We start from the raw sequence: 25,554 nt of genomic DNA on the forward strand, positions 1-25,554 counted from the left end.
CGGACGTTCACGGAGTCAGCAGGCGGGCGGGGTTGGTAAGGGTGATGGCCGTGATCTCCCGGCTCGTCAGGTGCGCGGCCCTGAACCAGTGCGCGCTCAGGTCGAGCCACTCCTTCACGCCGGGCTGGCCGGGCTGTCCGAGGTCGGAGCTGAACACCACCCGGGGGTGGGCTCGCGCGACCTGGCCGAGGTGCGCGGCGTCGCGGTGCCCCAGCAGCAGCGTCAGCGCGGTGATCTCGACGTGGAGACCGGGCACGTCGCGCAGGTCCTTGAGGTCGTCGGGGGTGAAGCCCGACATGGGGTGGGTGGCGTGGGTGAGGAGCAGGCGCGGCACCTCCAGGCGTACGGCTTCGTCGACGACGCGCAGGGCCGCTTCCCGGTCACAGTGCCCGGTCGCCACGGCGACGGGCAGGTCACGGGCCGCCCGCAGGACCTCGCGCACGTCCCGGCGCAGCCGCCCCTCGGTGTCGAGGACCCGGCCGGCCCGCCACCGGTAGGTGTCGAGCAGCGGGTGGAACGGGGTGCGGCGCAGGGCCGAGGTGTGCGCGGGGCCGGTCAGGGTCGGCAGGTGGACGACGAGGCGGGCGGGGCTGTCCGGGCCGTGGGCGTAGACCGCCTGTTCCACGGCCCGGGGCCGGACGCCGCCGGCCAGTTCGTTCAGCACGAGCGTGCCGGAGACCGGCAGCCCCTCCTCGCGGGCCTCCCAGGCGCGGGCGGCGGTCGAGGTGAGATGGCTCTTGAGCACGACCCAGCCGCCGGCCTCCGCGTACGCGCGGCCCGCGCCGGCCGAGGTGAGGCGGCGGCGGTAGAGGTCGGGTCCCGCGTGGTAGTGGACATCCACCACCACGCGTCCCGCCGGCTCAAGCATGATCGGGCCGGGCACCGCCACCGTCCCAGGGCTTGGCGTAGCCGAACCGGCGCCGGGCCTCGTCGAGGCGCAGGCCCGCGCCGACCGCCTCGGCGATCACGCCCTCGGTCCGCTCCACGCGTTCGGCCCGCTCCGCGACCTCGGCGGCCTGCTCGGCCGGTACCACCAGGGCGCCATTGTCGTCGGCGACGACGATGTCGCCGGGGCGTACGGTGACGTCCCCGATGACGACGTCCCGTCCGGTCGCCGCGAGCTCCGCCCGGTTCTTGCCGCTGACCATGGTGACACCGGTGCTGAACAGCGGGTATCCGGCGGCCCGGATCTCGGCGACGTCGCGCGCCGAGCCGTGCAGGGCGGTGCCCCGGACACCGCGCCGCTGCGCCAGGGCCGTCAGCAGCGAACCCCAGTTGGTGCAGCTGGTGCTGCCCGCGTTGTCGACGACGACGAAGGACCCCTCGGGCACGTCGTCCAGGTAGTCGGCCGCGTTGCGGAAGCCCTTGCCGTCGCTGTCCACGGGCCGGTACGTCACGGTGAACGCGCGGCCGGCGGCGCGGGCACCGGGCACCCGCGCGGCGATCCCGGCGAGGACGCCGCCGACTCCCAGGCTGTCCAGCGCGTCGGAGACGGACGCGGTATCGAGACGGGCGAGCCGTTCCATCGCGTCCTCCTTGCTGCCCGACTCCCCGCAGGCCGGGGCGAGTTCGCCGGCGACGGCCCGCGCGACCTCCCGTGTGCCGCCCGTGCCGCCCATGTCGTAGGTGACGGCCGTACGTCGGGTGGCGACCGTGCGCACCGCCGCCCTCAGTTCCTCGCCGGGGACGGAGAGGTCCAGGTGGTCGAGCATCTGGGCCACGGCGAGGATCATCGCCATGGGGTTGGCGCGGCCCTGTCCGGCCATGCCGGGAGCGCTGCCGTGCACGGGCTCGAAGTAGCTGCCGTGGTCCCCGATGTTGCCGCTGGGCGCGAGGCCGAGGCCGCCCATGACGCCCGCGCCGAGGTCGGAGAGGATGTCGCCGAACATGTTCTCCGCGACCAGCACGCCGAACCGCTCGGGCCTGCGCACCATCCACAGGGCGACCGCGTCGACGTTGAGGATCTCGGTCTCGATGCCGGGGTGGTCGGCCGCGATCAATTCGAGGCGTTCCCGCAGGTGATTGCTGCTGTGGCGGAGCACGTTGGGCTTGTCGACCAGGGTGAGCCGGGTGTAGCCGCGGGAGCGGGCGTGGGCGAAGCCGTACCGCAGCAGCCGGTCCATGCCGAACTCGGTCTGCAGGCGCAGCGTGACGCTGGTCGCTCCCGGACCGGACGCCTGGGCGTTGGGGTGATCGCCGACCACGTTCCACAGGGCGTCGTCCACGCCGTGGAAGTCGAACCCGGCGTACAGGCCCTCGGTGTTCTCCCGGATCACGGTGAAGTCGAAGCGCTTCTCGGCCAGGTCCACGACCGGGCGGATGTTGGCGTACAGGCCGAGCCGCTGCCGCAGTTGGATGACGGGGGAGACGAAGGTGAGTCCGGTGCCGCGCAGGCCGTCGGGGAGTTCGGCCTCGGCCTCGCGCAGCGGCTTGCTGGTGATCGCGCCGAGCAGGCAGGTGTCGGTCTCCTCAAGCAGCTTCCAGGTGCGCTGCGGGACCGGGTCGCCCTCCTGGCGCCAGCACTCCCAGCCGATCTCGCCGAAGCGCAGGTCGAGGGGGAGGCCGAGCCGGTCCACGACGTCCAGGGCGGCGGACGTCACCTCCGGTCCGATGCCGTCGCCGGGCAGGACAGCGACGCTCTTCATGTGAGTCCCTTCTGCCGCAGGAAGTCTCCGATGAGGACGGACACTTCCGCGGTGCGTTCGAAGTGGGGGCGCATGCCGGCCCCCTCGATGACGGCCACCCGGTGGTGCGGTGCCGCCGCGGTGTGGCGCTGGGTGACGAGCTGCGAGTGGCTTCCGACGATCTGCAGCAGCGGTCCCGGGTGGGCCCGCACCGCGTCGCTCACATCGATGCCGCGCAGCATCCGCAGTCCGGCGGCGAGCCGGCGCCCGGCGCCCGGATCGTGCGGTGCGGGACCGTCGCCGGCCGGGTCGGGGCGGTGGCCGCGCGGCTGGACGCGCCGGTTCAGCAGAGCCAGCGCGGCGTCGGAGCGGCCGCCTGCGGCGAGGTCGGCGATCTCGGTGAGCCTGGCATCGAGGAGGGCGTCGCTGCGGGCCGGCCCGGAGACGAGCAGGGCCGCGGCGTTCGGGGCGACGTCGGGGAGCAGCACCTGGGCCAGCGCGCCGCCCAGCGCGTTCCCGCACAGCAGGTCCACGCGCCCGAACTCGGGGAGCAGCGTCCGCCAGCGGGCGGCGAAGGAGTCCAGCGAGGCGGTCTCCTCGTCCCAGGCGGCGAGCGTGTCGACGACGGTGACCCGCAGGCCCGCGGCGGCCAGGACGCGGGTGACGGGCGTGAAGAAGGCTCCGTCGTCCCAGCGCGGGGTGACCGGGGCGAAGACCAGGGCGTGTGCCGGGCCGGCGGCGGCCTTCGGTCCGAAGACCGCCGCCGGCACAGCGAGTCCGGCGTGGGTCACCGGACGGTGGCGAGGGTGCGCGCGGTGGCGATGCCCTCACGGTGGTTGCCGCCCAGCAGGTCCTTGCGGTGCTCGACCGGCAGGTCGTAGCGGCCCAGGACCAGGTCGGACAGCGGCAGGGAGGGGGTGCCCTCGGGGACGGTGGCCAGGAGCAGGTCCGCCAGCTCCAGTGCCGGGCCCAGGTGGAGGCGGGCGGCGGCCTCGGGGTCGGTGCGGTCCAGGTGGGCCAGCCACTGCTCGGCGATGAGGTTGCCCGGGCCCTTGCCCATGCCCTGGATCGAGGAGTCGATCCAGGTGGCGCCCGCCGCGACCGCGCTGATCGCGTTGGCCAGGGCGAGGCCAAGGTTGTTGTGGGCGTGCAGACCGACCGGGCCGCCGGTGACCGACTTGGTCAGGGTGGTGAGGTCGGTGGTGTCGACGGGGGAGAGGCTGCCGTTGGAGTCGGCCAGGTAGACGCACTCGGCGCCGGCGTCGGTGGCGGCGGTCGCCACCTCGACCACGGCCCGCCCCGACCACTTGCTGATCCGGGCGAAGTTCACGCCGACGGTGAACCCGATGTCCTTGGCCTGGCGTATGTACTCCAGTCCGCGTTCGTAGCCCTGAGACGGCAGGATGATGCGGACCAGGCGGGCGCCCGCGGCGTACATGGCGGGCAGGTCGTGCTCGGTGATGTTCTTCGGGTGCAGGATCATCGCCACCCGGTCCGCGCCGATCTCCCGGGCCACGGCGGCGATGAACTCGTCGTCGCCGCGGCCGGTCAGCCCGAGGTTCGGGATCGGCAGCAGGGAGCCCTTGCGGTAGGCGATCTCGACCCAGTCGAAGCCGGACTCGACGCTGAGCCGGGCGTGCGTGAGGGCGTAGTCCAGGGGGAAGTGGAAGCCGTTGCGGTACCCGCCGTCGCGGAGGGTGACGTCGATATTGACGATGCTCATGGTTCCTCCAGGTGAGTTCGGGGCGATCCGGGTTCAGGCGGACTGCTGGGCGGCGGCGTGGTGGGCGGCGAGCCGGCCGAAGATCAGCGAGCGCAGCACGGACGTGGCCGGCGGGTAGGCGTGGTAGAAGAGGCCGGTGGCCTCGCCCGCCGCGTACAGGCCCGGGATGGCGGTGCCGGACGGGGTGACCACCCGGCCGTCGAGGTCGGTGCGGATGCCGCCGTAGGTGAAGCAGATGGCGGCGGTGAGCGGTACGCCGATGAAGGGGGCGGTGTCCAGCGGCGTGGCCCAGTTGGACTTCCGCGGCTCGACGCCCATGGTGGCCTTGCCGTCGAGGCGGGTCGGGTCGAACTCACCGGGCCCGACAGCCGCGTTGAACTCGGCGACGGTCTTCTCCAGGCCCTCGGCGTCGATGCCGAGCTTCGCGGCGAGCTCCTCCAGGGTGTCGGCCTGCTCCGGCGGCACGTCGCTGAGCCAGGCGTCGGCGATGCCGGGGATGGCGAGCGTCTTGGCGTCGGCGATCCAGTACGCCTCCTGGTCCTGGTTCTTCCAGATCTCGTAGCCGACGTGCTCGAAGGTGTTGTCCCAGGTGTCGCGGCCCTCGTCGAAGAAGCGTTTCATCTTGTTGTTGACGAAGATGCCGGTGCTGAAGCCGTACAGGACCGAGTCGGCCTTGCGGGTGCGGCGGTCGACGGGCTCGGCGTGGATGCCGTCGAACTGGCCGGCGGTGTCGGCGCCCAGCTCCAGCGCCATCCGCAGCGCGTCACCGCGGTTGTTGGCGATGCCGGGGGCGATCAGCGGCAGGTCGCAGGCCCTGTCGCCGACGTAGCGGGTGAGCATCTCGGTGTTGCCCTCGAAGCCGCCGCAGGCCAGGACGACGGCGCGGCCGGCAAGACGCTGGGTGCGGCCGTCGGCGGTGCGCACCAGCACGCCGTTGACGAGGCCGTCGTCGGACGTCGTCAGGCGCAGCGCCTCCGTCTCGTAACGGATGTCGACGCGCGGGTCGTTCTCCAGGGCGGCGCCGAAGTGCTCGACGATCGAGGCGCCGCCGCCGTGGGGGCTGGCCGGCGGGGTCATCGACGGGGTGCCGGCGTCGAAGGTGTGCGGCAGGGGGAACTGCTCGAAGGCGATCTCGACACCGTGCTTCTCGACGAACTCCAGCGTCTGCCGGGTCTCACGCTCGACGGTGCGGCAGTACTCGATGTCGGCCAGGCCGCCGGAGACGCGGCTGACGTGCTCGGCCCAGTCGGTGTCCAGCTGCCGGTCCTGGTCGATGCGCAGGAACGCGCCGGTCCAGCGGGTGGCGCCGCCGCGCTCCTCCTTGCCGGAACGCTCCAGGACGGCGATGCGGGCGGGCGTCTCGCGGCCCTCGGTGGTCTCGGCGAAGGACAGCGCGGCCGACAGGCCGGCGGCGCCGAACCCGATGACGATGAGGTCGTAACTCGGCGGGGTGGTGGAGCCGGACATGGTCTCTCCTCTGAAAAGGTCTGTGGCTGGGGGTGGTCAGGGCTCAGCGGCCCGGGGTGATGACCCGGCTCGTGCGGTAGAGGCGGTACTTGGCGCCGGTCGTGGTCTCGGCGAACGCCTCGTAGCGGCGCAGGAACTCGGGGTCCTCGAAGATCGCGTCGAACCGCTTCTGGTCCGTCCACGCCGCGAAGTTGACGATGGCGTCGCCGTCGACGCTGGTCAGCAGGCGGGAACCGCGGAAGCCGTCGGCGGTGCCGGAGACGTGCTCGACGGCCGAGGCCAGCGCGGCCACGCTGGCGGCCGCGTCGTCGGTGGTGGCCACGTTGATGAGCAGGACGCTGTCGTCCGGCTCGGCGGCGGTGATGACGCCCGGGCTGGCGTTGCGGCCCTCGAACGAGATCGTTTCGTACGAGGCGATGCCGAGCTTGTGCCAGGGGTCGCTCTCGATGAGCTCGCGCACCCCGCTGTCGTCGAGGTCGGCGGTCACGATGACGGCGCCGCCGTCGGGGCGGGGGCCGCTGAGCAGGATGCGGCCCTGGTCCGCGTGCTCGCGCAGCCAGGCCTTGTGTTCGGCCATGTGCGCGACGACGGTCTCACGCGGGGTGAGGTAGGTGAGGGTCAGGACGTGGATCACGGGGACCTCCGTGTGTGGTGGTGGGGGTGGTCGGGACGGAAGGCGGCGGGTCAGGCCGCTGGGGAGCCGGGGCGGCCGGTGCGCCGGGCGAGGGAGGTGAGGATGGCCTCGGCGTCGGCCACGACGCCCTGGAGCACTTGGGCGGCGGGCTGGATGTCCTCGATCAGGTCGAGGATCTCGCCGGCGAACATGGCGCGCCGGCTGGTGTCGTCGCGGGCGACGGCGGCGGTCCACTCGGGCTCCACCGTGGCGCGCCGGGCGGCGAGCTCGGCGTCCCGCCCGGTCCAGGCGCGGGTGAAGTCGTTGCTCACGGAGCGGGCCTGGTAGGCCTCGTCCCACGGGATGCCGCGCACGACGTCGAACGCGCGGGTGTTGACGGTGTCCGCGGTCCGCGCGGAGACCAGCCGGGACTTGAATCCGGCGGTGGCCAGCGACTCCTCGGTTGCGGCGAACCGGGTGCCCATCATCACGCCGTCGGCGCCCAGCGCGAGGGCGGCGGCGAGCCCGCGGCCGTCGGCGAACCCGCCGGCCGCGACCACCGGCACCTGTCCCTGGGCGACATCGAGCACGGCCGGGACGAGGGGCAGGGTGGCCAGCGACGCGTGGTGCCCGCCGGCCTCCGCGCCCTGCGCCACGAGCACCGATGCCCCGGCCTGTACGGCGACGGCGGCCTGCTCGGGGTCGTGCACCTGGACGACGACATGGGCGCCGGTGTCGGCCGCGGATGCCACGTACTGGTGGACCTGCGCCGCGTCACCGAAGGAGAGGGCGATGACCGGCGGGGCGTAGCCGAGCACCTTGTCCCACAGACCGGGCCGCTCGTCGAAGGTGAACATGACGCAGCCGACGCCCCAGACACCGCCGTTCTCGGCTGCCTGGGCCACGTGCTCGTCGATGAACGCCGGGTCGCCGTAGCTGACGCCGACGAGGCCCAGGCCGCCCGCCCGGGTCACGGCGCCGGCGAGCCGTCCGCCGGACACCGAACCCATCGGGGCGCAGACGACCGGATGGTCGATGCCCAGCAGCTCGGTCAGCTTGGTCGAGATCACGATGCTCCCTTGGTCCGGGTTCGATGGCATGACACGGCCCGACGGGCCGAGGAGGAAAAGAAGCGCCGGTGAATTCCACATTGAATTCCGGGCGAGAAACAGGCGGGGATGTCCCGGGGGAGGGGAACCGCTTCGGAAGAGACCCGCGCTGTTTTACGTTCAGGAGGCTATCCGCCAACTCCCGCAGCCGTCCAAGACGCAATCCGCGTGCCAGCCATAAGTGGACGCCTATACCGCGGAATCATCGCTTCCAAATCCTCCGCCCGTAGTCGGCGGAAACAGAAAAGGCGTGTGCTCCCGGCCGGGGGGAGGCCGGGAGCACACGCCTACAGGGGCAGCGGGGGCTATTCGGTCAGGAACGTCCAGCCGCACCGCGCCGAGACCTCGCGCAGGACGCGGGCGGTGCGGCCGCCGCTGACGGTGATGACGGCCAGGCGCTCACGCGGCGGCCCGGTCGTGGGCAGGGGCCGCCAGACCAGGTGCGGCTCCCGCTCCACCGCGCGGTGCGGGCGCAGCGCCACCAGGTCCCCGGTCGTCTGCAGGGCGTGCACGAACAGCGCGTCCTGGTCCTGGTTGAGCGGATGCAGTACCGCGTTCCAGCCCAGCCGGGCCAGCTGCGCCGGCACGCTCTGGGCGAAGCCCGGCGCGCAGCCCTCCTCGTACCACAGCAGGCGCTGCCGGGCGAGGTCGCCGAAGGTCAGGTCGGTGCGTGCGGCGAGCGGGTGCTCCCGCGCCATGACGACGCCGAGCGGTTCGTCGCGGACCACGGCGCGCACCACGTGCGGCATCGGGATCGGCAGGCGCACGATGCCGAAGGCGATCTCGCCGTGGTGCAGCAGTTCCCCCTGGTCCGCGGCCTCCGCCGAACGCATCCGAAGGCTCGCCTCCACGGCGCGGCCGTTGTCCGGGCGCCTGCCGGACAGCGCGTTCTGCACTTTGATGAGGACGTCCGCCGGCACGCCGCCGCACACTCCCACGGACCAGATCCGCGGGGCCGGAGCGGCCGCGGCGATGGCAGAGCGCAGCTGGCCCGGAATTCCCTGGATTTCCCTGAGAAAGGCCCGGCCGCCGCTCGTGAGTTCAACTCCTCGCGAACTGCGTATGAACAGTGCCGCGCCGACCCGTTGTTCCAGTCGTCGAATTTGCTGACTCAGGCTCGGCTGTGAAATCCGGAGTTGCTGGGCCGCGGCCGACACGGTTCCGGCGCGTACCACGGTCAGGAAATACCGAAGGTGGCGCATGTCGAAGTCGTCGACGTCACGCGCGTCGGACACCGCGCGCAGCACGACGTCGTCCGTCTGATCCGGTCCTGGTGTGCCGAGGTCCGCGCGCCCGGTTGCGCGCCGACCCGTCCACTCGTCCAGCACGCTCATCCGCTTCCTCCTAAACGTTGCCATCCCTGCCCCGTGCAGGGATGCGCCCACCCGACCCGGCGCCCGCCGGGTCCCGATGCAGCATGACAGAAGAATTCGTTCTCGAAGGTATTTTTTACGGGCCCGAAACGACCCCGCCCTCTCCGCGTACGGCGGACGGCACCTCCACACCCGACAGGGCGGTGAACAGCAGCCGCCACAGCGGCTCCCCGCCGGGTGTGCCGTGGTCGCCGGCGCACCCGGCGGGCGCCTGGAGCAGCCCGTACATGACGATCATCAGCAGGTGCGCCACGAGCCGCGGCGGATAGGCGGGGAAGCCGCTGTCGCGCTGGGCCCGGCGGACCAGCTCCGTCAGTGCGCCGCGCACCTCCACGAGGACGTCGCACAGCGCCCGGGCCAGCGACGGGCAGTCGGCCGCGAGCCGGACCGTCGCCCGCAGCCGCACATCCGTCTGCAGCCGCCCGGCGAACCCCAGGACGACACGTTCGAGGACCTCCCCGGCGTGGGCGCCCGGAGCGTCGTGCTCGGTACGCAGACTCGTCCACGCCTGCCGGGAGTCGTCGATCAGAGCGCCGGCCAGCGACCGCTTGGAGGGGAAGTGCCCGTAGAGCGCCCCCTTCGTCATGCCGATCCGCTCGGCCACCGCCGTGAGCGTCGCCCTGTCGTAGCCCTGCGCGGCGAACACCTCGGCCGCGGCCGTCAGCACCTTCTCCCTGGTTCGCCGTGCCCGTTCCTGTGTGGCCATGTTCGTGCCCTCCATCGTGAAAGAGAGCACATGCATACCATCGCGGCGGAATGCTCTCGTCGCGTTCCGGCCCCCTGAACGGCTCACGCGCTCTCCGCCCGCAACGGCCCCGGTCGGGCGGGCGCCACCGGCCATCCGAAGCGCTGTGCGGCCTCGTTCAGCAGGGGCGAACCGCCCACCACCACCGGCTTGCCCACCGAGCGCAGCAGGGCGAGGTCACTCTCGTGGTCGCCGTACGCGAAGCACTCACCGGGGTCCACACCGCGCTCCCGCATGAGACCGACCGCGGCCTCGGCCTTGGCGTCCCCGATCATCGGGCGGTGCACCTCCCCGGTCAGCACGCCGTCGGCGCCCACCACCAGCTCGGTGCACAGGATCGTCGAGGCCCCCATGTCCCGGGCCAGCGGGGTCAGCAGCGGACGCATCGAGCCCGAGACCAGCACCACCTCGCAACCGGCGGCCCGGTGCGCGGCGACGGCGTCGACGACGGGCCGCACGAAGGCCGCCTCACCACGCCGGTAGCCGTCGTACCAGAGTCGGCCCGCGGCCTGCAGGGTGGCCAGGGGCACACCCGCGTAACGCCGGTAGTGCCGGCGGTTCAGCTCCGCGCGGTCGACGGGCGCCGCCGCACCGGCATCCGGCCAGGGCGCCTGGGCGGCGGACCCGGCCGGATGCCGGCGCATCCAGTGGTCCCAGAAGGCGATCATGCTTTTGGCGGCGATCACCGTCTCGTCGACATCGAAGAAGGCGAGCGCCGGGCGCGTCCTCGTGGCCACCGTCGTCATCGCCCGTCCCCGCCCGCCAGGGCCGCGTCCGCATACGCGCCGGCCGCCGCGTCGAGGCCGAGCGCCCCGTGCGACGCGGCCGTCGTGACGTCCCGCCAGGCCCGCTGCACCCGGCTGTGCGGCGCCTGCCCGCGCATGCCCGACGCATGGAACAGGTCGTTCACCGCCTCGCGGCACCAGGCGGCCGCCGTCGCCGCGTCCCGGCGGTTCTCGGCCACCGTGAGCGGCGTGCTCTCCCCCTGGTCGGCGCGCTCGGCAGTGCCCGCGAGCAGCAGGCCCGCCGCGTGGACGCGCGCGGACGCCGACGCCAGCAGCAGGTCCTGGCCGGGCCTGCGCGCCTCGGGCCGCACGCACTCGGCCGTCCAGGCCCGCACCGCCGCCCGGGCCGCCCCCAGTACCGGCGCCGCGAAGATCGGCGCGGCGACCATCGGGTACGGGACGCGGTGGCAGCGGGCGGCGCCGGGCAGCGGACGCAGCAACGCGCCCAGGGTGAACGACCGATGGGCGGGAACGGTGATCCCTTCACCGGTCACGCTGTTGCTGCCGGTTCCCCGCAACCCGACGGAGTCCCAGGTGTCCCGGACGGTCAACTCCGCGCGCGGCACGGCGAGGACCCGGTGCTCGCGGGCGCCGTCGGACCCCGGCGTCCAGGACGCAAGCAGCACCCACTCCGCGTGGTCGACGCCGCTGGCCGTCCGCCACTCCCCGTCGAGCCGCCAGCCGCCGGGCACGGCCGTGGCGCTGCCCTGCGGCGGCACGACCGACGCGGCGATACGGACGTCCGGGCCCTGAGTCCACACCTCGCGCTGTCCCCGTTCGGGCAGATACGCGGCGAGCCGGCCGTGTGCCGCGTACAGGGCGGCACACCATCCGGTGGCGGCGCAGGCCTCCGCGACAGCCGAGGCGTCGGCGATCAGCCGGGCGAAGCTCCCGGCCGCCCCGCCCCACTCGGCCGGTACGAAGTGGCGCGCGAACCCCGCGTCGACGACGGCGGCGGCGACCCGCGCGTCGAGCCTGCGCCGCTCGTCGGCGGCGGGAGCGTCCCGTTCGGCCATCTCGAGGAGCGGGCCGAGCGCGTCCCGTCCGTCCGGACGGTGGCGGCTGCTTCCGTCGTGGCGCCTGCTGCTTCCGTCGTGGCGCCCGCTGCGCTCGCTCCCGCCGCCGGGTATCCGCTCACCCATGAGGGAGACCTCCTCGCCCGTGCGCGCGACCTCCTCGCCCCTGGGCGCGTCATCGCGCCGTATGCCGGGGCGCTCGCTCAGCATGCCGTGCCCAGCCGGGTCAGGGCGGGCTCCGCCATGCCGCGGCGGACCGTGGCCCGGGCGAGTTCGCGGTCGCCCTGGTGGGCGTGGACGGTGAAGGAACGCCCGCCGCGTTCGGCCGGTTCCGCGGTGATCGCCACCGGCGCGTCGAGTTCGCCGAACGCCGTGAACCGCACGTCGAGCAGGGTCAACGCGCCGGCGCCCGGCTCACCGTCGGCCGCGGCGACCTGGCTCGCCTGCCGGAACGCCTCCACGAACGCCATGCCCGGGACGTGATCCGACTCGTGGTCGAAGAGCACGGGGTGCTCCTGGTCGAGCCGCAGCCACCAGCCGTTCGCCCGCAGCGGGTCGGTCTCGATGAGCACGTCCCGCTCGGTGAGCCGGCCGACACGGGCCGGCGGCAGCGGCACGCGCGGCGGCGCCGGACGAGGCTCCCGCGCTTCCGGGCCGCGCTCGACGCGATGCCGCAGCAGGGCGTAGCGGCGGGGCTCCATCGGTTCCCAGTGCACCCGTACCCGTCCGGCGCGGCGGTGTTGCACCAGGACGTCGGCCTGCAGTTCCAGTCGCAGGCGCCGCGCGCCCTCGGCGGGCGGGCGGCAGACGACGTCGAGTCCGAGGGTGAGGTGTCCCGGGCCCAGCGGCGGCAGGGCCTCGGTCAGGTCGACGGTGAGGGCGCTCAGTACGAACGGCATCCCGTGCGGGACGTCGAGGAAACGGTGGGACAGGTGGATCGCGGTCTGCCGCGCGGTCTCCGCGAGCAGGACCGGGTCGGCCGCCGGGCCGTCCTCGTGGCCGAGGTAGTGGTCCCGGCGCCACGCGGCGGCGACCGCGAAGCGTTCGTCGCCGAGCCGCTCGGCGTCCGTCAGGAACACTTCCGCCTCGGCCGCCTTGTGGACGGACTCACGCGGAACCCGGTGGTCGAAGTTCAGCCTTCCCCAGTGGAGCTCAGGCCCCGGTCGGTCGGTGCGCAGCTCGAGCTCAGGCATGACGTACACGCGTAGACTCCTCCCCTGGCCGCCGTGACTTCGAAGCGTCGGTATCGTCCCGGCGCAGCACGTGGCGACTTCGAAGAAATATACCTTCGGGAAGGTATATTGGGAGATCATTTTTCGTCACCGCACAGAGCCGCACTCCGCATGCGCGAGCATGCCGAAGGACAGGGGACCGTCGCTCATGACAGAGCCGCAAGCCACCGTGTTCACCCAGCCGAGACCCACGGTCAGAAGGGGGTCCGCACCCAAACAGGAGCGCTCCGCCCGCACGCGTCTGCGGGTCCTGACCGGGGCCGCGGAGCTGTTCACCGAGCGCGGCTTCCGCCATGCGTCGGTCAAGGACGTGGCGGACCGCGTCGAGATGACCAAGGGCGCCGTGTACTTCCACTACCCGACCAAGGAAGCCCTGGCCGTGGCGATCGTGGAGGAGCACTACGGGCGTTGGCCGAAAATGCTCGACGAGGTCACCAGGGAGGGTCGGGGACCGCTGGACACCGCCGCGCGCATGCTCGAGTGCGCGGCCACCGCGTTCCAGGACGACGTGATCGTGCAGGCCGGTGCCCGGTTGCAGCTGGAACGCCCGCAGATCGAAGCCGAGTTGCCCACCCCCTACGTCGACTGGGTCTCCCTGCTGGAGTCCCTGCTCACCTCCGCCCAGGAGGCCGGCGAGCTGCGTGCCGGGGTCGAACCCGGCCGGGCCGCACGCTCGTTGGTCTCCGCGTTCTTCGGCTCCCAGCACGTCTCCGACGTCCTCAGCGGACGCGCGGACGTGGTGGAACGCTGGCGAGACCTGAGCGACCTGCTCTTCCGGTCGATCCGGGCCGACTGACGCGCGGGGGTGCCTCTATGTCTTTGGTCTCGCGAGGCGTGGTGTTCGGGTTCCGTAGAAGGTGCCGTTGCGGAGCATCGCGAACAGCACGTTGATCCGCTGCCGGGCCAGGCGGAGAAGTGCCTGTGTATGTGTTTTCCCTCGGGCCCGGCACTTGTCGGAGTAGGTGCGGGAGGCCGGGTCGTGCAGGGCGGCGAACGCGGACAGGAACATCGCGCGTTTCAGGACGCGGTTGCCGCCGCGTGGCGCGTGGCGCGTGTTCGCCGTGGATCGAGGTCCCGGACGACTTCGTGGTCGGGGCGGGTCCGGCGTAGGAGGCGAGGTGGGCGGCGGTGGGGAAGCCGGTGCCGTCGCCGACGGTGCCCAGCAGGGTGGTGGCGGCGTTCCTGACGCCGACGCCGGGCAGCGACGTCAGGACCTGGGAAAGAGGGTGCGCCTCCAGCAGGGTGCTGATCTGGGCTTCTGTGGCCCGGCGTTGTTCGTGGACGGCGCCGAGCGAGCGGGCCGGCGACGGGATTCGGAGTTCAAGCAGTTCCGGCTCGTCGTTGACCACGCTCCGCGACAACAGCACCTCGCCCTAGCTGTCCAGGACAACCGTGTGGTGATGAGCCTTGCCGATGTCGGTTCCCGCCCAATGCCAGACCATGGTCCCTCCGGTCGTTCGACGTACTCCGTACATCCGGACGACTCCGCCAGCATGGCCCTACTCAGCGATACCCGAGGGCTCGCAGCTCCTCATCATTCGACAGGGGGGACCAGTCATGCCGGGCCCGGAGGCCAGCGGTCCTCTTGCAGGACCGCGAAGAAGATAACTGTGGGAGTTCTTCTGTGGCCTGGGATGGGTTGCTGCCAGGCACGGCCCTCGGGGGGCGGGGCGCCGGGGGTCGGTCGACGCCTGCGTGGGTCCGTCCGGGGCGTCCGGCGCTCGCATGGGGCGGTCCGGGACGCCCGCCCCCGGCGGTGGGGCGCCCGGCGTGGGGTTCCGGGCCGGCGGGCGCTCGCGGGGCTCGGCCCGGGGCGCCCGGGGCGGGTGCGGGGTGCCCGGGGTGGGGGTCGGCTGACGCGTCCGGTCCGTGGTCCGGGGCGACGGGCGCGGGTTCCCGGGCGGTCGGCGCTTGCGAGACTCGGTCCGGGGCGGCCGAGCGGGTACAGGGTGCCTGACGAGAGATGTGGGTCGGCTGGCGTGTGCGACGCGTGGCCCGTGGCGCTCCCTGCGGGGCCCGGGTCGGTCGGCGCGAGAGGTGGGTCGGCTGGCGTGTTCGCGCGTGGCCCGGGGCGGCCGACTCCAGGAAGGGGTCGCCCGGCGAGCGATACGGCACGGCCCGGCCCGGCGCGAGGAACGGGCCGGGCGCTGTGCGCCGCGGGCCGGCAGGTGCGCCGGCCCGGGCAGTCGGGGGTGTGGGGCGCCGTGGACGGCGTGTGCCAGGGGAGCGGTGCACCGCCGCCGTCCAGCGGTGCACCGCTCCCCAGGAGCAGGCCGTCCACGGCAGCCCCGTCGGGCGGGCCCCGGTCAGGCCGGGTCCGTCACCTGGCGCTTGGTGGCCAGGACCACCAGCCCGCCGATCACGGCGACGCCCATCAGGACCACGCCGAAGATCGTGGCGCCGTTGGTCAGGCCCACGGCGTCGCTGAGGTAGCCGGCGGACACCGGCAGCACACCGGCCGGGATGTAACCGCCCACGTTCAGCGCGGCGTTGGCCTCGGCCAGGCGCTGCGGCGGGATGCTGGAGTTGAGCAGCGACAGTCCGCCGAGCTGGCCCATGCCCTGGCCGGCGCCGGCCAGTAGGGCGGAGAGGATGAGCACCGCCACCGCCGAGGTGTGCACGGCGATCACCAGCGTGATCATGCTGAGCGTGGTGCTCACCGCGCCGGCCGTGAGGATGGTGCGGCGGCGCAGCCGCTGGACGGCGAACTGCACCCCGGTGGCGGCGAGGAACATCACGAACGCCATGGCGCCGGCGACGATCCGGTTGGTGGTGTCGAGCAGGCCGGACAGCAGCGAGGGGCCGAGCGAGAGCACGAAGGACGTGGCGGTGATGCCGGGCGCGAACACCGCGATGCCAAGGGCGAGTTGACGGCCGTTGCCGTGCGGCACGCCCGGCACCCGCACCCAGGCGCCCTTGGCGCGCACCTCGGGACGGCGCACCGGCATCCGCAGCACGCAGAGCGCCGCGGTGATCAGGAGCGCGGCCTCGACGACGAAGACGGTGACGGTCGGTCCGGGCACCGTCTCGGAGAGCACGCCGGCGAGCAGCGGGCCGAGCCCCGCGCCGAAGACCATCGCGCAGGAGGCGAGCAGGGCGGCGATCCGCTTGCGCTCGGGCCCGGCGACGTCCGTCACGGCGGCCATGCCGGCCGAGACGACGGCGCCGACCGCGATCCCGGTGAACAGCCGGGCCGCGATCAGCGCGGCCACACTGGTGGCGGTCGCGAAGATCGCGCACGCGGCGAGGGCGAGCGCCAGGGCGGGCAGCAGGACGGGCTTGCGGCCGACCCGGTCGGAGACCACGCCGGAGACCAGCAGCGAGCCGATGAGGCCGACGATGTAGAAGGCGAACACCACGGTCAGCGTGCCCTTGGAGAAGCCGATGTCGCGCTGCCACAGCACGTACAGCGGCGTCGCCGCGTTGGAGAGCACGAACACGGCCGTCACCGGCCATGCGGCCAGCCACACCCACCACAGCGGCGTGACGGAGCGCCCGCCGGCGTCCGCGCTGTCTGTACGTCGCCTCCCGTCGATGGCCTGGTCGGTTGCGGTCCGGGTCTCGGACATGACTGTTCCTCCCGATCTTCCCTGCCGGCTTCCAGCAGTACGAGTCGAGTCGAACTTAGCATGCAGTACGATCGAAGTCGTACATAGGAATGCCGTTATGAGGAGTTGCCTATGCCCGCGACCACGGCCGCCGCCGCGCCCGCCGTCAAGGTGTTCCCCGAGCCGCCCGACCTGCCGGAACCCCTGCCGGAGCCGGGGGTGGGCGAGCTGCGCCTGGAGACTGTGCTCGGTGCGCTCAGCGACCCCTTGCGGCTGACGATCGTCCGCAAACTCCTCCTGGAGTCGGAGAACTTCGACCACTCCTGCGGCTGGTTCGGCTTCGACCGCCCCAAGTCGTCGCTCACCCACCACTTCAAGGCGCTGCGCGAGGCGGGGATCACGCGTCAGCGCCAGTACGGGCTCGAGCGCCGAAGCCAGGTCCGGGTCGACGACCTCAATGCCCGGTTCCCCGGCCTCCTCGACCTGGTGGCGGCCTGGACCCCGCAGGCGTGACGGCGGTGCCGCCGTAGCGGAATGACCGGCGTGGGCAATTCATCGAGCGGTGAAAAGCCGTCCGCCTGGGTGACGCTCGGCCTGTCGGCCGCCTGGGCGGCGAACGACACCGAGGAGCTGGCGGCCGTGCCCCGCCGGGTGCGGCGCGGCCTGCCGCGGTGGATCCGGCTGCCGTGCGCACGGCGATGGTCGTCGAGCTGGAGGCGAGGCACGTGCTGCGGCCAGGGCGGGCGGGCGGGCGTGGTGATCAGGTCACCCTCGTCCTGCTCCTTCGGCACGAACGCCGGAGCACCTACCGCCGGGCCGGTGCGGGGGGCACCGGTACCTTCGGCGCGGGCCTGTCCCGCTACCTGCCGGCCCAGCATGTCCGGGCCTTTGAAGTGAACCGGCCCGATCGCTCGGAGCGGCAGTCTGAAGCGCTCGGCGGTCAGGACGTCGGGGTGGAGGGCGTTGGTGTCGAGCTCCCCCGGATCTTCAAGCTCGCCAAGGACTCCACGGTCAAGGACCGCACCCAGGCGATCAACAGCTCAAGCCCGTCCTGGTCATAGCCGACCCCACCCTGCGCGAACGGCTGTCTAGTGCTGTGACCGGGAAGGTTTGCCGGGGTGGTCAGGCGGCCAGCAACTCTCGGCGCGTTGGTTGTGGCAGTCGGGATCGCAGCCCGACGTGGAGGTGTTGGGGCACCGGGAGGGCACTTCCGGAAGTAGGTGAGCCAGCAGGAGTTTGACGAGCAGCAGCGGGGCGAACCAACCGAGTTCGGGCGGGAGGGTGACTACGCTGGTGGTCAACGTCAGGGCGAACGCGGTGACGGCGAAGGCGACCGGCCTCCGCGCTGGTGCCGGAGCGACGGTCACCAATACGGCTCCTGCCAGGGCTGCACCGTGGATCGCGGCGGCGGCGGTCCAGGTGACCCCGGGCACCGTCCAAGCCAGCAGGTAGGGCTGGATATGCAGCGCGACGAAGGTCAGGTGGTGCCGGGCGGTGCGCCCCGGTCTGTGGTACCACCGCTTCGCCGCGTCGGTGGCGTTGACGACCGCCCCACCGAACAGGTCGAAGGCCACCACCGCCACGACGGCCACGGACAGCGCGGGCAGGTGTGCGTCCAGCGCGAGCGACAGGGCGAGCCCGGCGCCGGCGAGGGCGGCTCCGAACCCGGCCAGGGCTTCCTGCCGGGTCGCGCCGGGGGCGATGGCACGGTCGACGAGATTCACGCGCGGATCCCCTCAACGGTCAGCTCGATGATCGGTGCCGCCAGTTCGGTGAGGGGCACCCGATCGTCGGCCAGCCATTGCAGCAGGCAGCCCTCGACCGCGGCGACGATCAGCGTGGCGTGGTGTTCGCTGACGTCGGGCCGCGATTCGCCCTCGGCCCGCGCCTGGCGCAGCAACTCCGAGATCGCCTCTCGGTACTGGCGGTAGAACGCGGCCATGTCCAGCGATGGCGCCGACGCCCACACATCCAGCAAGACGCGGGCATGCTCGCGGTGCGCGGCGAGCATGTCGACCACCCCACCCACCAGTCGCGCCAGACGCTCCAGCGCCGGCCCTTCTCCCACTGTCGCCAGCACCGCGTCCGAGCGGGCCCGGTAGCTTTCGAACACGCCCGCCAGCAGGGCGTCGCGGCTGTCGAAGTAGAGGTAGACGCTGCCCTTGGCGATGCCCGCCTCGGCCGCGACATCCTCCACGCGCGAGGTGGCGAACCCCTTGCGCGCGAACACTCGCACCGCCGCACCCAGGATGTCCTCCCGCCGCCGAACCCGATCAACTGCCTTCGCCATGCCGTGACAATGACTGACTGGTCAGTCATTGTCAACGCGACATCGTTGGGTACGACACGCGTGTAACAGCGCTGTTGTGAACGAGCCCGTACCGAGGTGACCGGAATGGTTCACCGGGGTGTCGCCAGGTGGTGACGGGCCATCACCGGTTCGATGGTGGGGACCTCGTCGATCCGTGGAACGTGCTTGAACACTTTCCGGACCGCACGTTCGCGTTCGACGAGTTCGGCCCGCTTGGGATCCGGCCAACCGGCGGTGCCTGCTGGGCTGAGCAAGGTCGACCGGATCGGGTGGCGGCGACCTATCACCGCACCCACGGTGTCACCTACTTCCACGGCTGCTACTCCATCGGCGACGACACGCTCTGGGGCATCAACCACCAACGGAAAGGCACGGCCAACACCCTCACCGCGCTGAAGTCGATCAGAGCGGCCCGCCCGGAGCCCACTTCGGGCCGTTGCGGCAGTTCACCCTGGCCAACTCGCAGCACCCGAACCACACCGCGCAGACCCGAGCGCTGCACGCCTACCTGCGCTGGCGCAACGCCAACGCCCGCCACCCCGACGTGCTCACCGCTCAACGTCGCGAACGAGCCCGCATCCGCAGTGAGAAAGGCATCCGCTGGGGAGGTCGCCCCATCAACGACGCAGCGGCCTGACATCCGCATCCCGGCAAACGTATCCGGTCACAGCACTAGCTCCGCTGCTTCCGTCGCATCCCGAGCGCAGGTACCGGCACCCCGGTCGGCGTCGAGTGGCTGATCGGGTCGCGCCGGCCGGAATCGTCTAGGTGCTCCGTAAGGGCGTGGCCTGGTGGGACGTTCCTGCTCCGGATAGTGGGCTGCTCGGGGGTGACCGGTGGCTGGCGCCGTTTGCGGGACTGGACTGAGGCCGGGGTCTGGCCCCGCCTGCACGCGATACTTCTCGGCGAACTGCGAAAGTCAGGTCTGCTGGAGATGGACGATTGAGCGATGTTCAACCTGAAGTTGCTGGTCGTGGGGCTGGTCTGGGCGGAGGGTCCTGTACTCGTGCCGGTCGGGTAGGGTCGCCTGGCGCCAAGATCGTCTGTCAGCGTGCGATCTCGGTGTTGGTCAAGACGAGCAGGGCACGCAAAAGTCTTGTGGATCTTCATACGGAAGTCCGCAAGGCCTGCCAATATCAGCCCGGTTGAGATGTCTACGGTTCGACAAGACGAGGGAACTGTTCATGCGTACCACCTGGCGTATTGCCGCCGCTGCCACGGTCTCGGCCCTGCTGGCGGTCGGCCTGTCGGCCTGCGGGGGGTCGTCGGGCGGAGGTTCGCCAGTCCCGGAAAAGGCCGCCGACCTGGACCCCAAGGACGCACTGGAGGCTGCGGCCGACGCCATGACCCAGGCGGGCAGCGCCCGTATGGCCACATCGACTGTCGCTCCCCCGCAGGAGGCGGCAGCGGAGCGTCTTCCGGGAACGACGGCAGCGGGTCGTACACCTGGAAGTCGCCCGAAGTGTTCCAGATGTCCATGAACAACGGCAGCCGAGAGGAGATCACGCTGCACGTCGGCGGGGCGATGTACTTCGGCGGCGACAAGATCACCGAAAACGGCGGCGGTAAGAAGTGGCTGAAGTACGACTCCACCACCTCCGCGACCATGGGCAAGACGGACCTCTCAGTGCCGAGCCCGGCCGCCATGACCCAGATGCGCATGTTCATCAACCCTGTCGCCCAGCTCACCGCCAACGCGAAGGCAGGCCGCCTCACCAAGGTGGGCAAGGAGACAGTCGGCGGCACGAACATGGTCCACATCCAAAGCCTCATCAAGACCGACGCCTGGTCCGCCGCCCTCCCCGGCCTCACCGCCGCCCAGCAGAAAGAGGTCGCCGAGGCCACGGACCAGAAGTCGGCCACCTACGACTTCTGGATCGACGACCAGAACCACCTGGTCCAGGTCCGCGTGAGCGACCCCGGCCTGCCCTACAAGGCCGGCATCCAGACCACCTACTCCGCCTACGGCAACGCCCCCAAGGTCGCCACGCCTCCGGCGAACGAGGTGCTGGACGCGGCACAACTGTCCAAGAACCTGCAGGGCTGATTCACTCTCCTCCGACTGCAAAACGCAGGTCATCGGGACTGGTGTGAGTCAGCGATCTCGTACTCGTACTGGTGGCGGACGGTTGCCTGCTCTCAAGATCGTCTGTCGGCATGCGACTTCGGTGTTGGCCAGCACGAGCAGCGTCCGCAGCAGCGTCGTCACGTAACGGGCCGACAGCCGAAGCTTGGTGATGATGCGTCAGTTCTTCAGGTGTGCGAACGCGTGCTCGCAGACCGCGCGGACGGACGCGCGGAAAGCTCGGGAACGTCCGGCTGCAAGAACTCACTGAGGACCATGTCATGGCGTGGCTGCGGTGGGCTTTCCAGGAAGGCCGGGCGCGAGGCGGGAAGGCCGGAACGGGTCTCGGGGTCACCTCGGGTGACATGAGTCTGGCCAGGTTGAAAGACGCCCCGGACCGTGCAGTCACGCGCGGTCCGGTGACTGTCAACGTAGCCAGCGAGGTGCACATTCCGCTGAAGGCCCGGAAGGAGGAGCGGAGGACCAAGGCGGTTGTCCAGCCATGGAACGCCTCGGAGGTGGGTGCCTTCGTTGCTGCGATGAAGGGTGACCGCCTGTTCGCACCGCTGCTGCTGTCCCTGATGGGGCTCCGTCCGGCGGAGGTCTGCGGCCTGCGGTGGTCGGACATCGACCTGGACGCCGCCACGCTCAGCATCGCCAACACCCGGACCATGAGGGGCAACCGCACGGTGGTGGAAAAGGACACGAAGAGCATGGCGGGGGGAGCGTGTGTTGCCGCTGCCGGGCCTCGTACGGGAGGCGCTGAAGACGTTCCGCGCCGCGCAGGCAGTGGAACGCCTGGCCGCGGGCGAGGGGTACGAGTGCGGCGGGTATGTGCTAGTGGATGAACTCGGGGGCGCGCTGAACGGTCGGCAGCTCCGGACTCGGGCCGACAAGATAATGGACGCAAACGGCCTTCGTCGGGTCCGTCTGTACGATGCTCGGGCGTCTTGCCTCACGTACCTCGCCAACAGCGGTGTGCCGGATCACCTGCTCGCCAGGTGGGCCGGGCACACGAACGTGAAGACGACGAAGAAGTGGTACGTGAAGCCAGACGTAGCGGACCTGCTTCCGGCGGCGGAGGCGTGGGGAGGTCTCGCAGGGGGAGTGTGAAAGATCGTGACAGATGAAGGTGTGAACCCGTGACCGAAGGCAAGACCGAGACGCTGCAATACCGCTTTGACGGGCCAGAACACCTACCAGTCCTGATCTTGGGGCCGTCCCTCGGTACCACATGGCACATGTGGGACCGGCAGGTGCCTGAGCTGGCGCAGCAGTGGCGCGTCTTCCGTTTCGACCTGCCCGGACACGGAGGCGCCCCCGGCCACCCGGCGGGTTCCGTCGCCGAGCTCACCACGCGCCTGCTGGCCACCCTCGACGGACTCGGCGTGCAGCGCTTCGGCTACGCGGGCTGCGCCTTCGGCGGCGCCGTCGGCCTCGAGCTGGCCCTGCGCCACCCCGAGCGCCTCGCCTCCCTCGCGCTGATCGCGGCCTCGCCGCGTTTCGGCACGGCCGACGAGTTCCGCCAGCGCGGTGTGATCGTCCGCACCAACGGGCTCGACCCCATCGCCCGCAGCTCGCCGGAGAGATGGTTCACCGGAGGCTTCGCCGCCGCCCAGCCCGCGATCACCGAGTGGGCCGTGCAGATGGTGCGGACCACCGACCCCGGCTGTTACATCGCCGCCTGCGAGGCGCTCGCCGCGTTCGACGTGCGCGGTGAGCTCGGTCACGTCGGCGTCCCGACCCTGGTCCTGGTCGGCTCCGACGACCAGGTCACCGGTCCCGCCGAGGCTCGCACCCTGGTCGCCGGCATCCCGGACGCCCGCCTCGCAGTCGTCCCCGGCGCCTCCCACCTGGTCCCGGTCGAGCAGCCCACGGCCGTCACCGACCTCCTGGTCCGGCACTTCACCACCGCCTGGCAGACCGGCCTCGACGCCTCCACCGGCCAGATCGCCGTCCCCGCCGCCCACGCGGGACCCGCGGCCCTGGTATCCGCCGCCCCCGTCCAGCCGGCCATGGCCCCGCCGCCGCAGCCGACCGCGCCCCTCGCCGAGATCGCCCCGGCCGCCGCACCGCCGCAGGTCCCGGCGCAGGGGCGTCCCGACCCATACGAGGCGGGGCTCAAGGCGCGCCGCGAAGTCCTCGGCGACGCGCACGTCGACCAGGCGCTGGCGCAGGCGGACGAGTTCTCGGGGGACTTCCAGGAGTTCCTGACCCGATACGCGTGGGGCGAGGTATGGAACCGGCCGGGCCTGGACCGGCGCACCCGCAGCTGCGTCACCCTCACCGCCCTCGTCGCCGGCGGCCACCTCGAGGAGCTCCCACCGCACATCCGGGCCGCCCTGCGCAACGGCCTCACCCCGGCCGAGATCAAGGAAGTACTCCTCCAGGCGGCCGTCTACTGCGGCGTACCGGCGGCGAACGGCGCCTTCCGGGTGGCGCAGCAGGTCATCCGCGAGGAGACCACGCCGCCGGAGTGAGTGCCTGCCGCCGCGGTCCGGCCCGCGGCGGCAGGATGGAGTCATGAAGCTCACCAAGAAGTCGCACGCCTGCGTCCGCCTCGAGAAGGACGGGCGCACGCTGGTCCTCGATCCCGGCGGGTTCAGCGAGGAGGACGCCGCCCTCGGCGCGGACGCGGTCCTCGTCACCCACGAGCACCCCGACCACTTCGACGAGCTGCGGCTGCGCGCCGCGATGGAGAACAACCCGACCGCCGAGATCTGGACGCTGAAGTCCGTCGCGGAGAAGGTCTCGGCGGCGTTCCCGGGCCGCGTGCACACCGTCGGCCACGGCGACACCTTCACCGCCGCCGGCTTCGACGTGCAGGTCCACGGTGAACTGCACGCGGTGATCCACCCGGACATTCCACGCGTCACCAACGTCGGTTTCCTCGTCGACGGCGGCAAGGTCTTCCACCCCGGCGACGCCCTCACCGTCCCCGACCACCCGGTCGAGACGCTGATGCTCCCCGTCATGGCGCCGTGGAACAAGATCTCCGAGGTCATCGACTACGTCCGCGAGGTGAAGCCGCAGCGTGCGTACGACATCCACGACGCGCTGCTCACCGACCTCGCCCGGCCGATCTACGACCGCCAGATCGGCGAGCTGGGCGGCTCGGAGCATCTGCGCCTGGCCCCCGGAGACTCCGCGCGGGTGTGACCGCCCGTCCCGCACGCCCACCGGCCCGCTCGCCCGTCTGCCCCGCCCGTCCCGGCCCCCCGCCCACCCCGGCGCCCGGGCGGGACGGGGACCCGGCCGGGTTGTCAGTGCCGCCCGGTAGGTTTGGGACATGCGCATCGCGACCTGGAACGTGAACTCGATCACCGCCCGCCTGCCGAGGCTGCTCGCCTGGCTGGAGAGCAGCGGCACCGACGTGCTGTGCCTCCAGGAGGCCAAGGTCGCCGAGGAGCAGTTCCCCTTCGACGAGCTGCGCGAGAAGGGCTACGAGGCGGCGGTGCACGCCACCGGCCGGTGGAACGGCGTGGCGGTGCTCTCCCGTGTGGGCCTGGAAGACGTGGTCAAGGGCCTGCCCGGCGACCCCGGCTACGACGGCGTCCAGGAGCCCCGCGCGATCTCCGCCACCTGCGGCCCGGTCCGCGTCTGGTCGGTGTACGTGCCCAACGGCCGCGAGGTGGAGCACCCCCACTACGCCTACAAGCTCCAGTGGCTCGAGGCGCTCCGCGCGGCCGTCGAGGGTGACGCGAGCGGCGGTCGCCCGTTCGCGGTGATGGGCGACTACAACGTCGCCCCGACGGACGACGACGTCTACGACCGCGCCGCCTTCGATGACTCCACCCACGTCACCCCCGCCGAGCGCGCCGCCCTCGCCTCCCTGCGCGGCGCCGGGCTGTCCGACGTGGTCCCGCGTCCGCTGAAGTACGACCACCCCTTCACCTACTGGGACTACCGCCAGCTCTGCTTCCCCAAGAACCGCGGCATGCGCATCGACTTGGTGTACGGCAACGAGCCCTTCGCCAAGGCGGTCACCGACTCCTACGTCGACCGCGAGGAGCGCAAGGGCAAGGGCGCCTCGGACCACGCGCCGGTCGTGGTGGACCTGGACGTGTAGGACGCTCCCCTGTTCGCCCGCCCGTCCCGCTCGCCCGCCCGTCCCGCTCGCCCGCCACCCCGCTCGCCCGCCACCCCGCTCGCCTCCCCGTCGCGCGGCCCCTGCGTGCCTGTGGTGCACATGGCGGTACGAATGACAGTCTGGAGGTATGAACTTCCCCTTCCTGGGCAAGCGGCGCGAAGATCCCCGGGCTCACGACGCCGAGGGCATCGGTGAGCTGCTCGCCGAGTGTGATCTGCTGCGCTCGCAGGCGTCGCGGGAGGGTGTCCGGCTCGACGACTCCGCGGTCTCGCTCGAGCAGCTCGACCAGGTGCTGCCGCGCTGGCGGAGCGACGAGGAGATCCTCACCTGGCTCGGCAACGACGCCGGTCTGTACCTCGGCACCGTGATCGTGCGCACCGTGCCCGGTGCCGTCTGGTCCATCCGGTCCGACGGGCAGCCCGTCGTCCGGCTCGCCTCCGGCCGGGAGTTCGACGTGGTGGCGTCCGGCCACGCGTGGGCGGCCGACGGGGTGCCCGAACTCTCGCAGCTCTACGGCGAAGTCGCGGAAACGTGAACCCTTGGCTCGGCGATCGCCGCTTCCGCCGTAAATAGGGCTAATGCCCGGAAGGTGCGTGTCGTTGGCATACCTGCCGTTTGTGTCGATACGTTGCAGTGGTCGGAGCACACACAAACGCACAGGGGCGTACGCGGGGTGCAGCCGGAGATCACTGCTCGCGCGGCGGACAGGACCCGAAGCCGGACCGTCCGCAGGCGAGAAGAAGGTCAGCTGCGCACCGGGCCTAGAGATCGTCTTCAAAGGTCAGATCCAGAGCAGGATTGAGGCGATGGTGACGGCGGCTTGGTAGGACTCGCGGGTCTTGTCGTAGCGAGT

24 protein-coding genes and 2 pseudogenes are annotated in these 25,554 nt (G+C 71.8%); 10 read left to right on the forward strand and 16 right to left on the reverse strand.

Annotated elements, in window-relative coordinates:
- Positions 1–7 precede the first annotated feature (7 nt).
- The 12 genes from ACZ4V1_RS34080 to ACZ4V1_RS34135 form a co-directional block, all read right to left on the reverse strand.
- A complete protein-coding gene (locus ACZ4V1_RS34080) occupies positions 8–868 on the reverse strand; it encodes a DUF6282 family protein (RefSeq protein WP_468344419.1) in 861 nt (286 codons plus the stop codon).
- A complete protein-coding gene (locus ACZ4V1_RS34085) occupies positions 861–2,645 on the reverse strand; it encodes an isocitrate/isopropylmalate family dehydrogenase (RefSeq protein ID WP_468344422.1) in 1,785 nt (594 codons plus the stop codon). The genes ACZ4V1_RS34080 and ACZ4V1_RS34085 overlap by 8 nt, the downstream gene beginning before the upstream one ends.
- Positions 2,642–3,415 (reverse strand): alpha/beta fold hydrolase, encoded by a 774-nt coding sequence (locus tag ACZ4V1_RS34090; protein WP_468344425.1) that lies wholly within the window; start codon positions 3,413–3,415, stop codon positions 2,642–2,644. The genes ACZ4V1_RS34085 and ACZ4V1_RS34090 overlap by 4 nt, the downstream gene beginning before the upstream one ends.
- Positions 3,412–4,347, reverse strand: coding sequence for a beta/alpha barrel domain-containing protein (locus tag ACZ4V1_RS34095; protein ID WP_468344428.1), 936 nt, complete (start codon positions 4,345–4,347; stop codon positions 3,412–3,414). The genes ACZ4V1_RS34090 and ACZ4V1_RS34095 overlap by 4 nt, the downstream gene beginning before the upstream one ends.
- Positions 4,348–4,380: 33 nt before the next feature.
- A complete protein-coding gene (locus ACZ4V1_RS34100) occupies positions 4,381–5,814 on the reverse strand; it encodes an FAD-binding protein (protein WP_468344431.1) in 1,434 nt (477 codons plus the stop codon).
- Between the two features lie 43 nt (positions 5,815–5,857).
- On the reverse strand, positions 5,858–6,448 hold the full coding sequence (locus ACZ4V1_RS34105) for a YciI family protein (protein ID WP_468344434.1): 591 nt from the start codon (positions 6,446–6,448) through the stop codon (positions 5,858–5,860).
- A gap of 50 nt (positions 6,449–6,498) precedes the next feature.
- Complete coding sequence (locus ACZ4V1_RS34110; RefSeq protein ID WP_468344437.1) at positions 6,499–7,497, reverse strand: NAD(P)H-dependent flavin oxidoreductase; 999 nt, start codon at positions 7,495–7,497, stop codon at positions 6,499–6,501.
- A gap of 344 nt (positions 7,498–7,841) precedes the next feature.
- A complete protein-coding gene (locus ACZ4V1_RS34115) occupies positions 7,842–8,870 on the reverse strand; it encodes a LysR family transcriptional regulator (RefSeq protein WP_468344440.1) in 1,029 nt (342 codons plus the stop codon).
- 115 nt (positions 8,871–8,985) lie between these two features.
- Positions 8,986–9,615 (reverse strand): TetR family transcriptional regulator, encoded by a 630-nt coding sequence (locus tag ACZ4V1_RS34120; RefSeq protein ID WP_468344443.1) that lies wholly within the window; start codon positions 9,613–9,615, stop codon positions 8,986–8,988.
- An 83-nt stretch (positions 9,616–9,698) separates the two neighbouring features.
- Positions 9,699–10,400: an HAD family hydrolase gene (locus ACZ4V1_RS34125; protein WP_468344446.1), complete on the reverse strand. Its 702-nt coding sequence runs from the start codon at positions 10,398–10,400 to the stop codon at positions 9,699–9,701.
- A complete protein-coding gene (locus ACZ4V1_RS34130) occupies positions 10,397–11,665 on the reverse strand; it encodes an acyl-CoA dehydrogenase family protein (RefSeq protein WP_468344448.1) in 1,269 nt (422 codons plus the stop codon). The genes ACZ4V1_RS34125 and ACZ4V1_RS34130 overlap by 4 nt, the downstream gene beginning before the upstream one ends.
- Positions 11,659–12,648, reverse strand: coding sequence for a ScbA/BarX family gamma-butyrolactone biosynthesis protein (locus ACZ4V1_RS34135; protein WP_468344451.1), 990 nt, complete (start codon positions 12,646–12,648; stop codon positions 11,659–11,661). Before ACZ4V1_RS34135 ends, ACZ4V1_RS34130 begins: the two co-directional genes overlap by 7 nt.
- 187 nt (positions 12,649–12,835) lie before the next feature.
- Here ACZ4V1_RS34135 and ACZ4V1_RS34140 point away from each other — a divergent pair, with 187 nt between their 5' ends.
- Entirely contained in the window at positions 12,836–13,483 is a 648-nt protein-coding gene (locus ACZ4V1_RS34140; protein ID WP_468344454.1) for a ScbR family autoregulator-binding transcription factor, read from the forward strand.
- Positions 13,484–13,498: 15 nt separating this feature from the next.
- Here ACZ4V1_RS34140 and ACZ4V1_RS34145 read toward each other — a convergent pair.
- Positions 13,499–13,997: pseudogene (locus ACZ4V1_RS34145) on the reverse strand (transposase); the annotation flags it as partial.
- A 996-nt stretch (positions 13,998–14,993) separates the two neighbouring features.
- The gene (locus ACZ4V1_RS34150) at positions 14,994–16,256 is read right to left on the reverse strand and encodes an MFS transporter (protein ID WP_468344457.1); all 1,263 of its coding nucleotides are present in this window, start codon (positions 16,254–16,256) and stop codon (positions 14,994–14,996) included.
- A 111-nt stretch (positions 16,257–16,367) separates the two neighbouring features.
- Here ACZ4V1_RS34150 and ACZ4V1_RS34155 point away from each other — a divergent pair, with 111 nt between their 5' ends.
- Together ACZ4V1_RS34155 and ACZ4V1_RS34160 are read left to right on the forward strand one after the other, a co-directional pair.
- Positions 16,368–16,748 carry an ArsR/SmtB family transcription factor gene (locus ACZ4V1_RS34155; RefSeq protein WP_468344460.1) on the forward strand — a complete coding sequence of 127 codons (381 nt, stop codon included), beginning with the start codon at positions 16,368–16,370 and terminating at the stop codon, positions 16,746–16,748.
- Between the two features lie 173 nt (positions 16,749–16,921).
- Positions 16,922–17,296: a hypothetical protein gene (locus tag ACZ4V1_RS34160; RefSeq protein WP_468344463.1), complete on the forward strand. Its 375-nt coding sequence runs from the start codon at positions 16,922–16,924 to the stop codon at positions 17,294–17,296.
- A 27-nt stretch (positions 17,297–17,323) separates the two neighbouring features.
- On the opposite strand, the gene ACZ4V1_RS34165 is transcribed toward ACZ4V1_RS34160, so the two are convergent.
- Together ACZ4V1_RS34165 and ACZ4V1_RS34170 are read right to left on the reverse strand one after the other, a co-directional pair.
- Entirely contained in the window at positions 17,324–17,959 is a 636-nt protein-coding gene (locus ACZ4V1_RS34165) for a hypothetical protein (RefSeq protein ID WP_468344466.1), read from the reverse strand.
- On the reverse strand, positions 17,956–18,525 hold the full coding sequence (locus tag ACZ4V1_RS34170) for a TetR/AcrR family transcriptional regulator (RefSeq protein WP_468344469.1): 570 nt from the start codon (positions 18,523–18,525) through the stop codon (positions 17,956–17,958). Before ACZ4V1_RS34170 ends, ACZ4V1_RS34165 begins: the two co-directional genes overlap by 4 nt.
- A 182-nt stretch (positions 18,526–18,707) precedes the next feature.
- Here ACZ4V1_RS34170 and ACZ4V1_RS34175 point away from each other — a divergent pair.
- The 7 genes and pseudogenes from ACZ4V1_RS34175 to ACZ4V1_RS34205 form a co-directional block, all read left to right on the forward strand.
- A pseudogene (locus ACZ4V1_RS34175) lies at positions 18,708–19,183 on the forward strand (IS630 family transposase); the annotation flags it as partial.
- 513 nt (positions 19,184–19,696) lie between these two features.
- Positions 19,697–20,593 (forward strand): SCO4651 family lipoprotein, encoded by an 897-nt coding sequence (locus tag ACZ4V1_RS34180; protein WP_468344493.1) that lies wholly within the window; start codon positions 19,697–19,699, stop codon positions 20,591–20,593.
- Positions 20,594–21,340: 747 nt separating this feature from the next.
- Positions 21,341–21,724, forward strand: a complete 384-nt coding sequence (locus tag ACZ4V1_RS34185; RefSeq protein ID WP_468344473.1) for a tyrosine-type recombinase/integrase — start codon at positions 21,341–21,343, stop codon at positions 21,722–21,724.
- A gap of 29 nt (positions 21,725–21,753) precedes the next feature.
- The gene (gene pcaDC / locus ACZ4V1_RS34190; RefSeq protein ID WP_468344475.1) at positions 21,754–23,091 is read left to right on the forward strand and encodes a bifunctional 3-oxoadipate enol-lactonase/4-carboxymuconolactone decarboxylase PcaDC; all 1,338 of its coding nucleotides are present in this window, start codon (positions 21,754–21,756) and stop codon (positions 23,089–23,091) included.
- 43 nt (positions 23,092–23,134) lie between these two features.
- Positions 23,135–23,770, forward strand: coding sequence for an MBL fold metallo-hydrolase (locus ACZ4V1_RS34195; RefSeq protein ID WP_468344478.1), 636 nt, complete (start codon positions 23,135–23,137; stop codon positions 23,768–23,770).
- Between the two features lie 130 nt (positions 23,771–23,900).
- Positions 23,901–24,680: an exodeoxyribonuclease III gene (locus ACZ4V1_RS34200; protein WP_468344481.1), complete on the forward strand. Its 780-nt coding sequence runs from the start codon at positions 23,901–23,903 to the stop codon at positions 24,678–24,680.
- A gap of 148 nt (positions 24,681–24,828) precedes the next feature.
- Positions 24,829–25,236 carry a DUF6278 family protein gene (locus ACZ4V1_RS34205; protein ID WP_468344484.1) on the forward strand — a complete coding sequence of 136 codons (408 nt, stop codon included), beginning with the start codon at positions 24,829–24,831 and terminating at the stop codon, positions 25,234–25,236.
- The last annotated feature ends 318 nt before the right edge of the window (positions 25,237–25,554 follow it).

Source organism: Streptomyces sp. NPDC028991 (genome assembly GCF_055564775.1).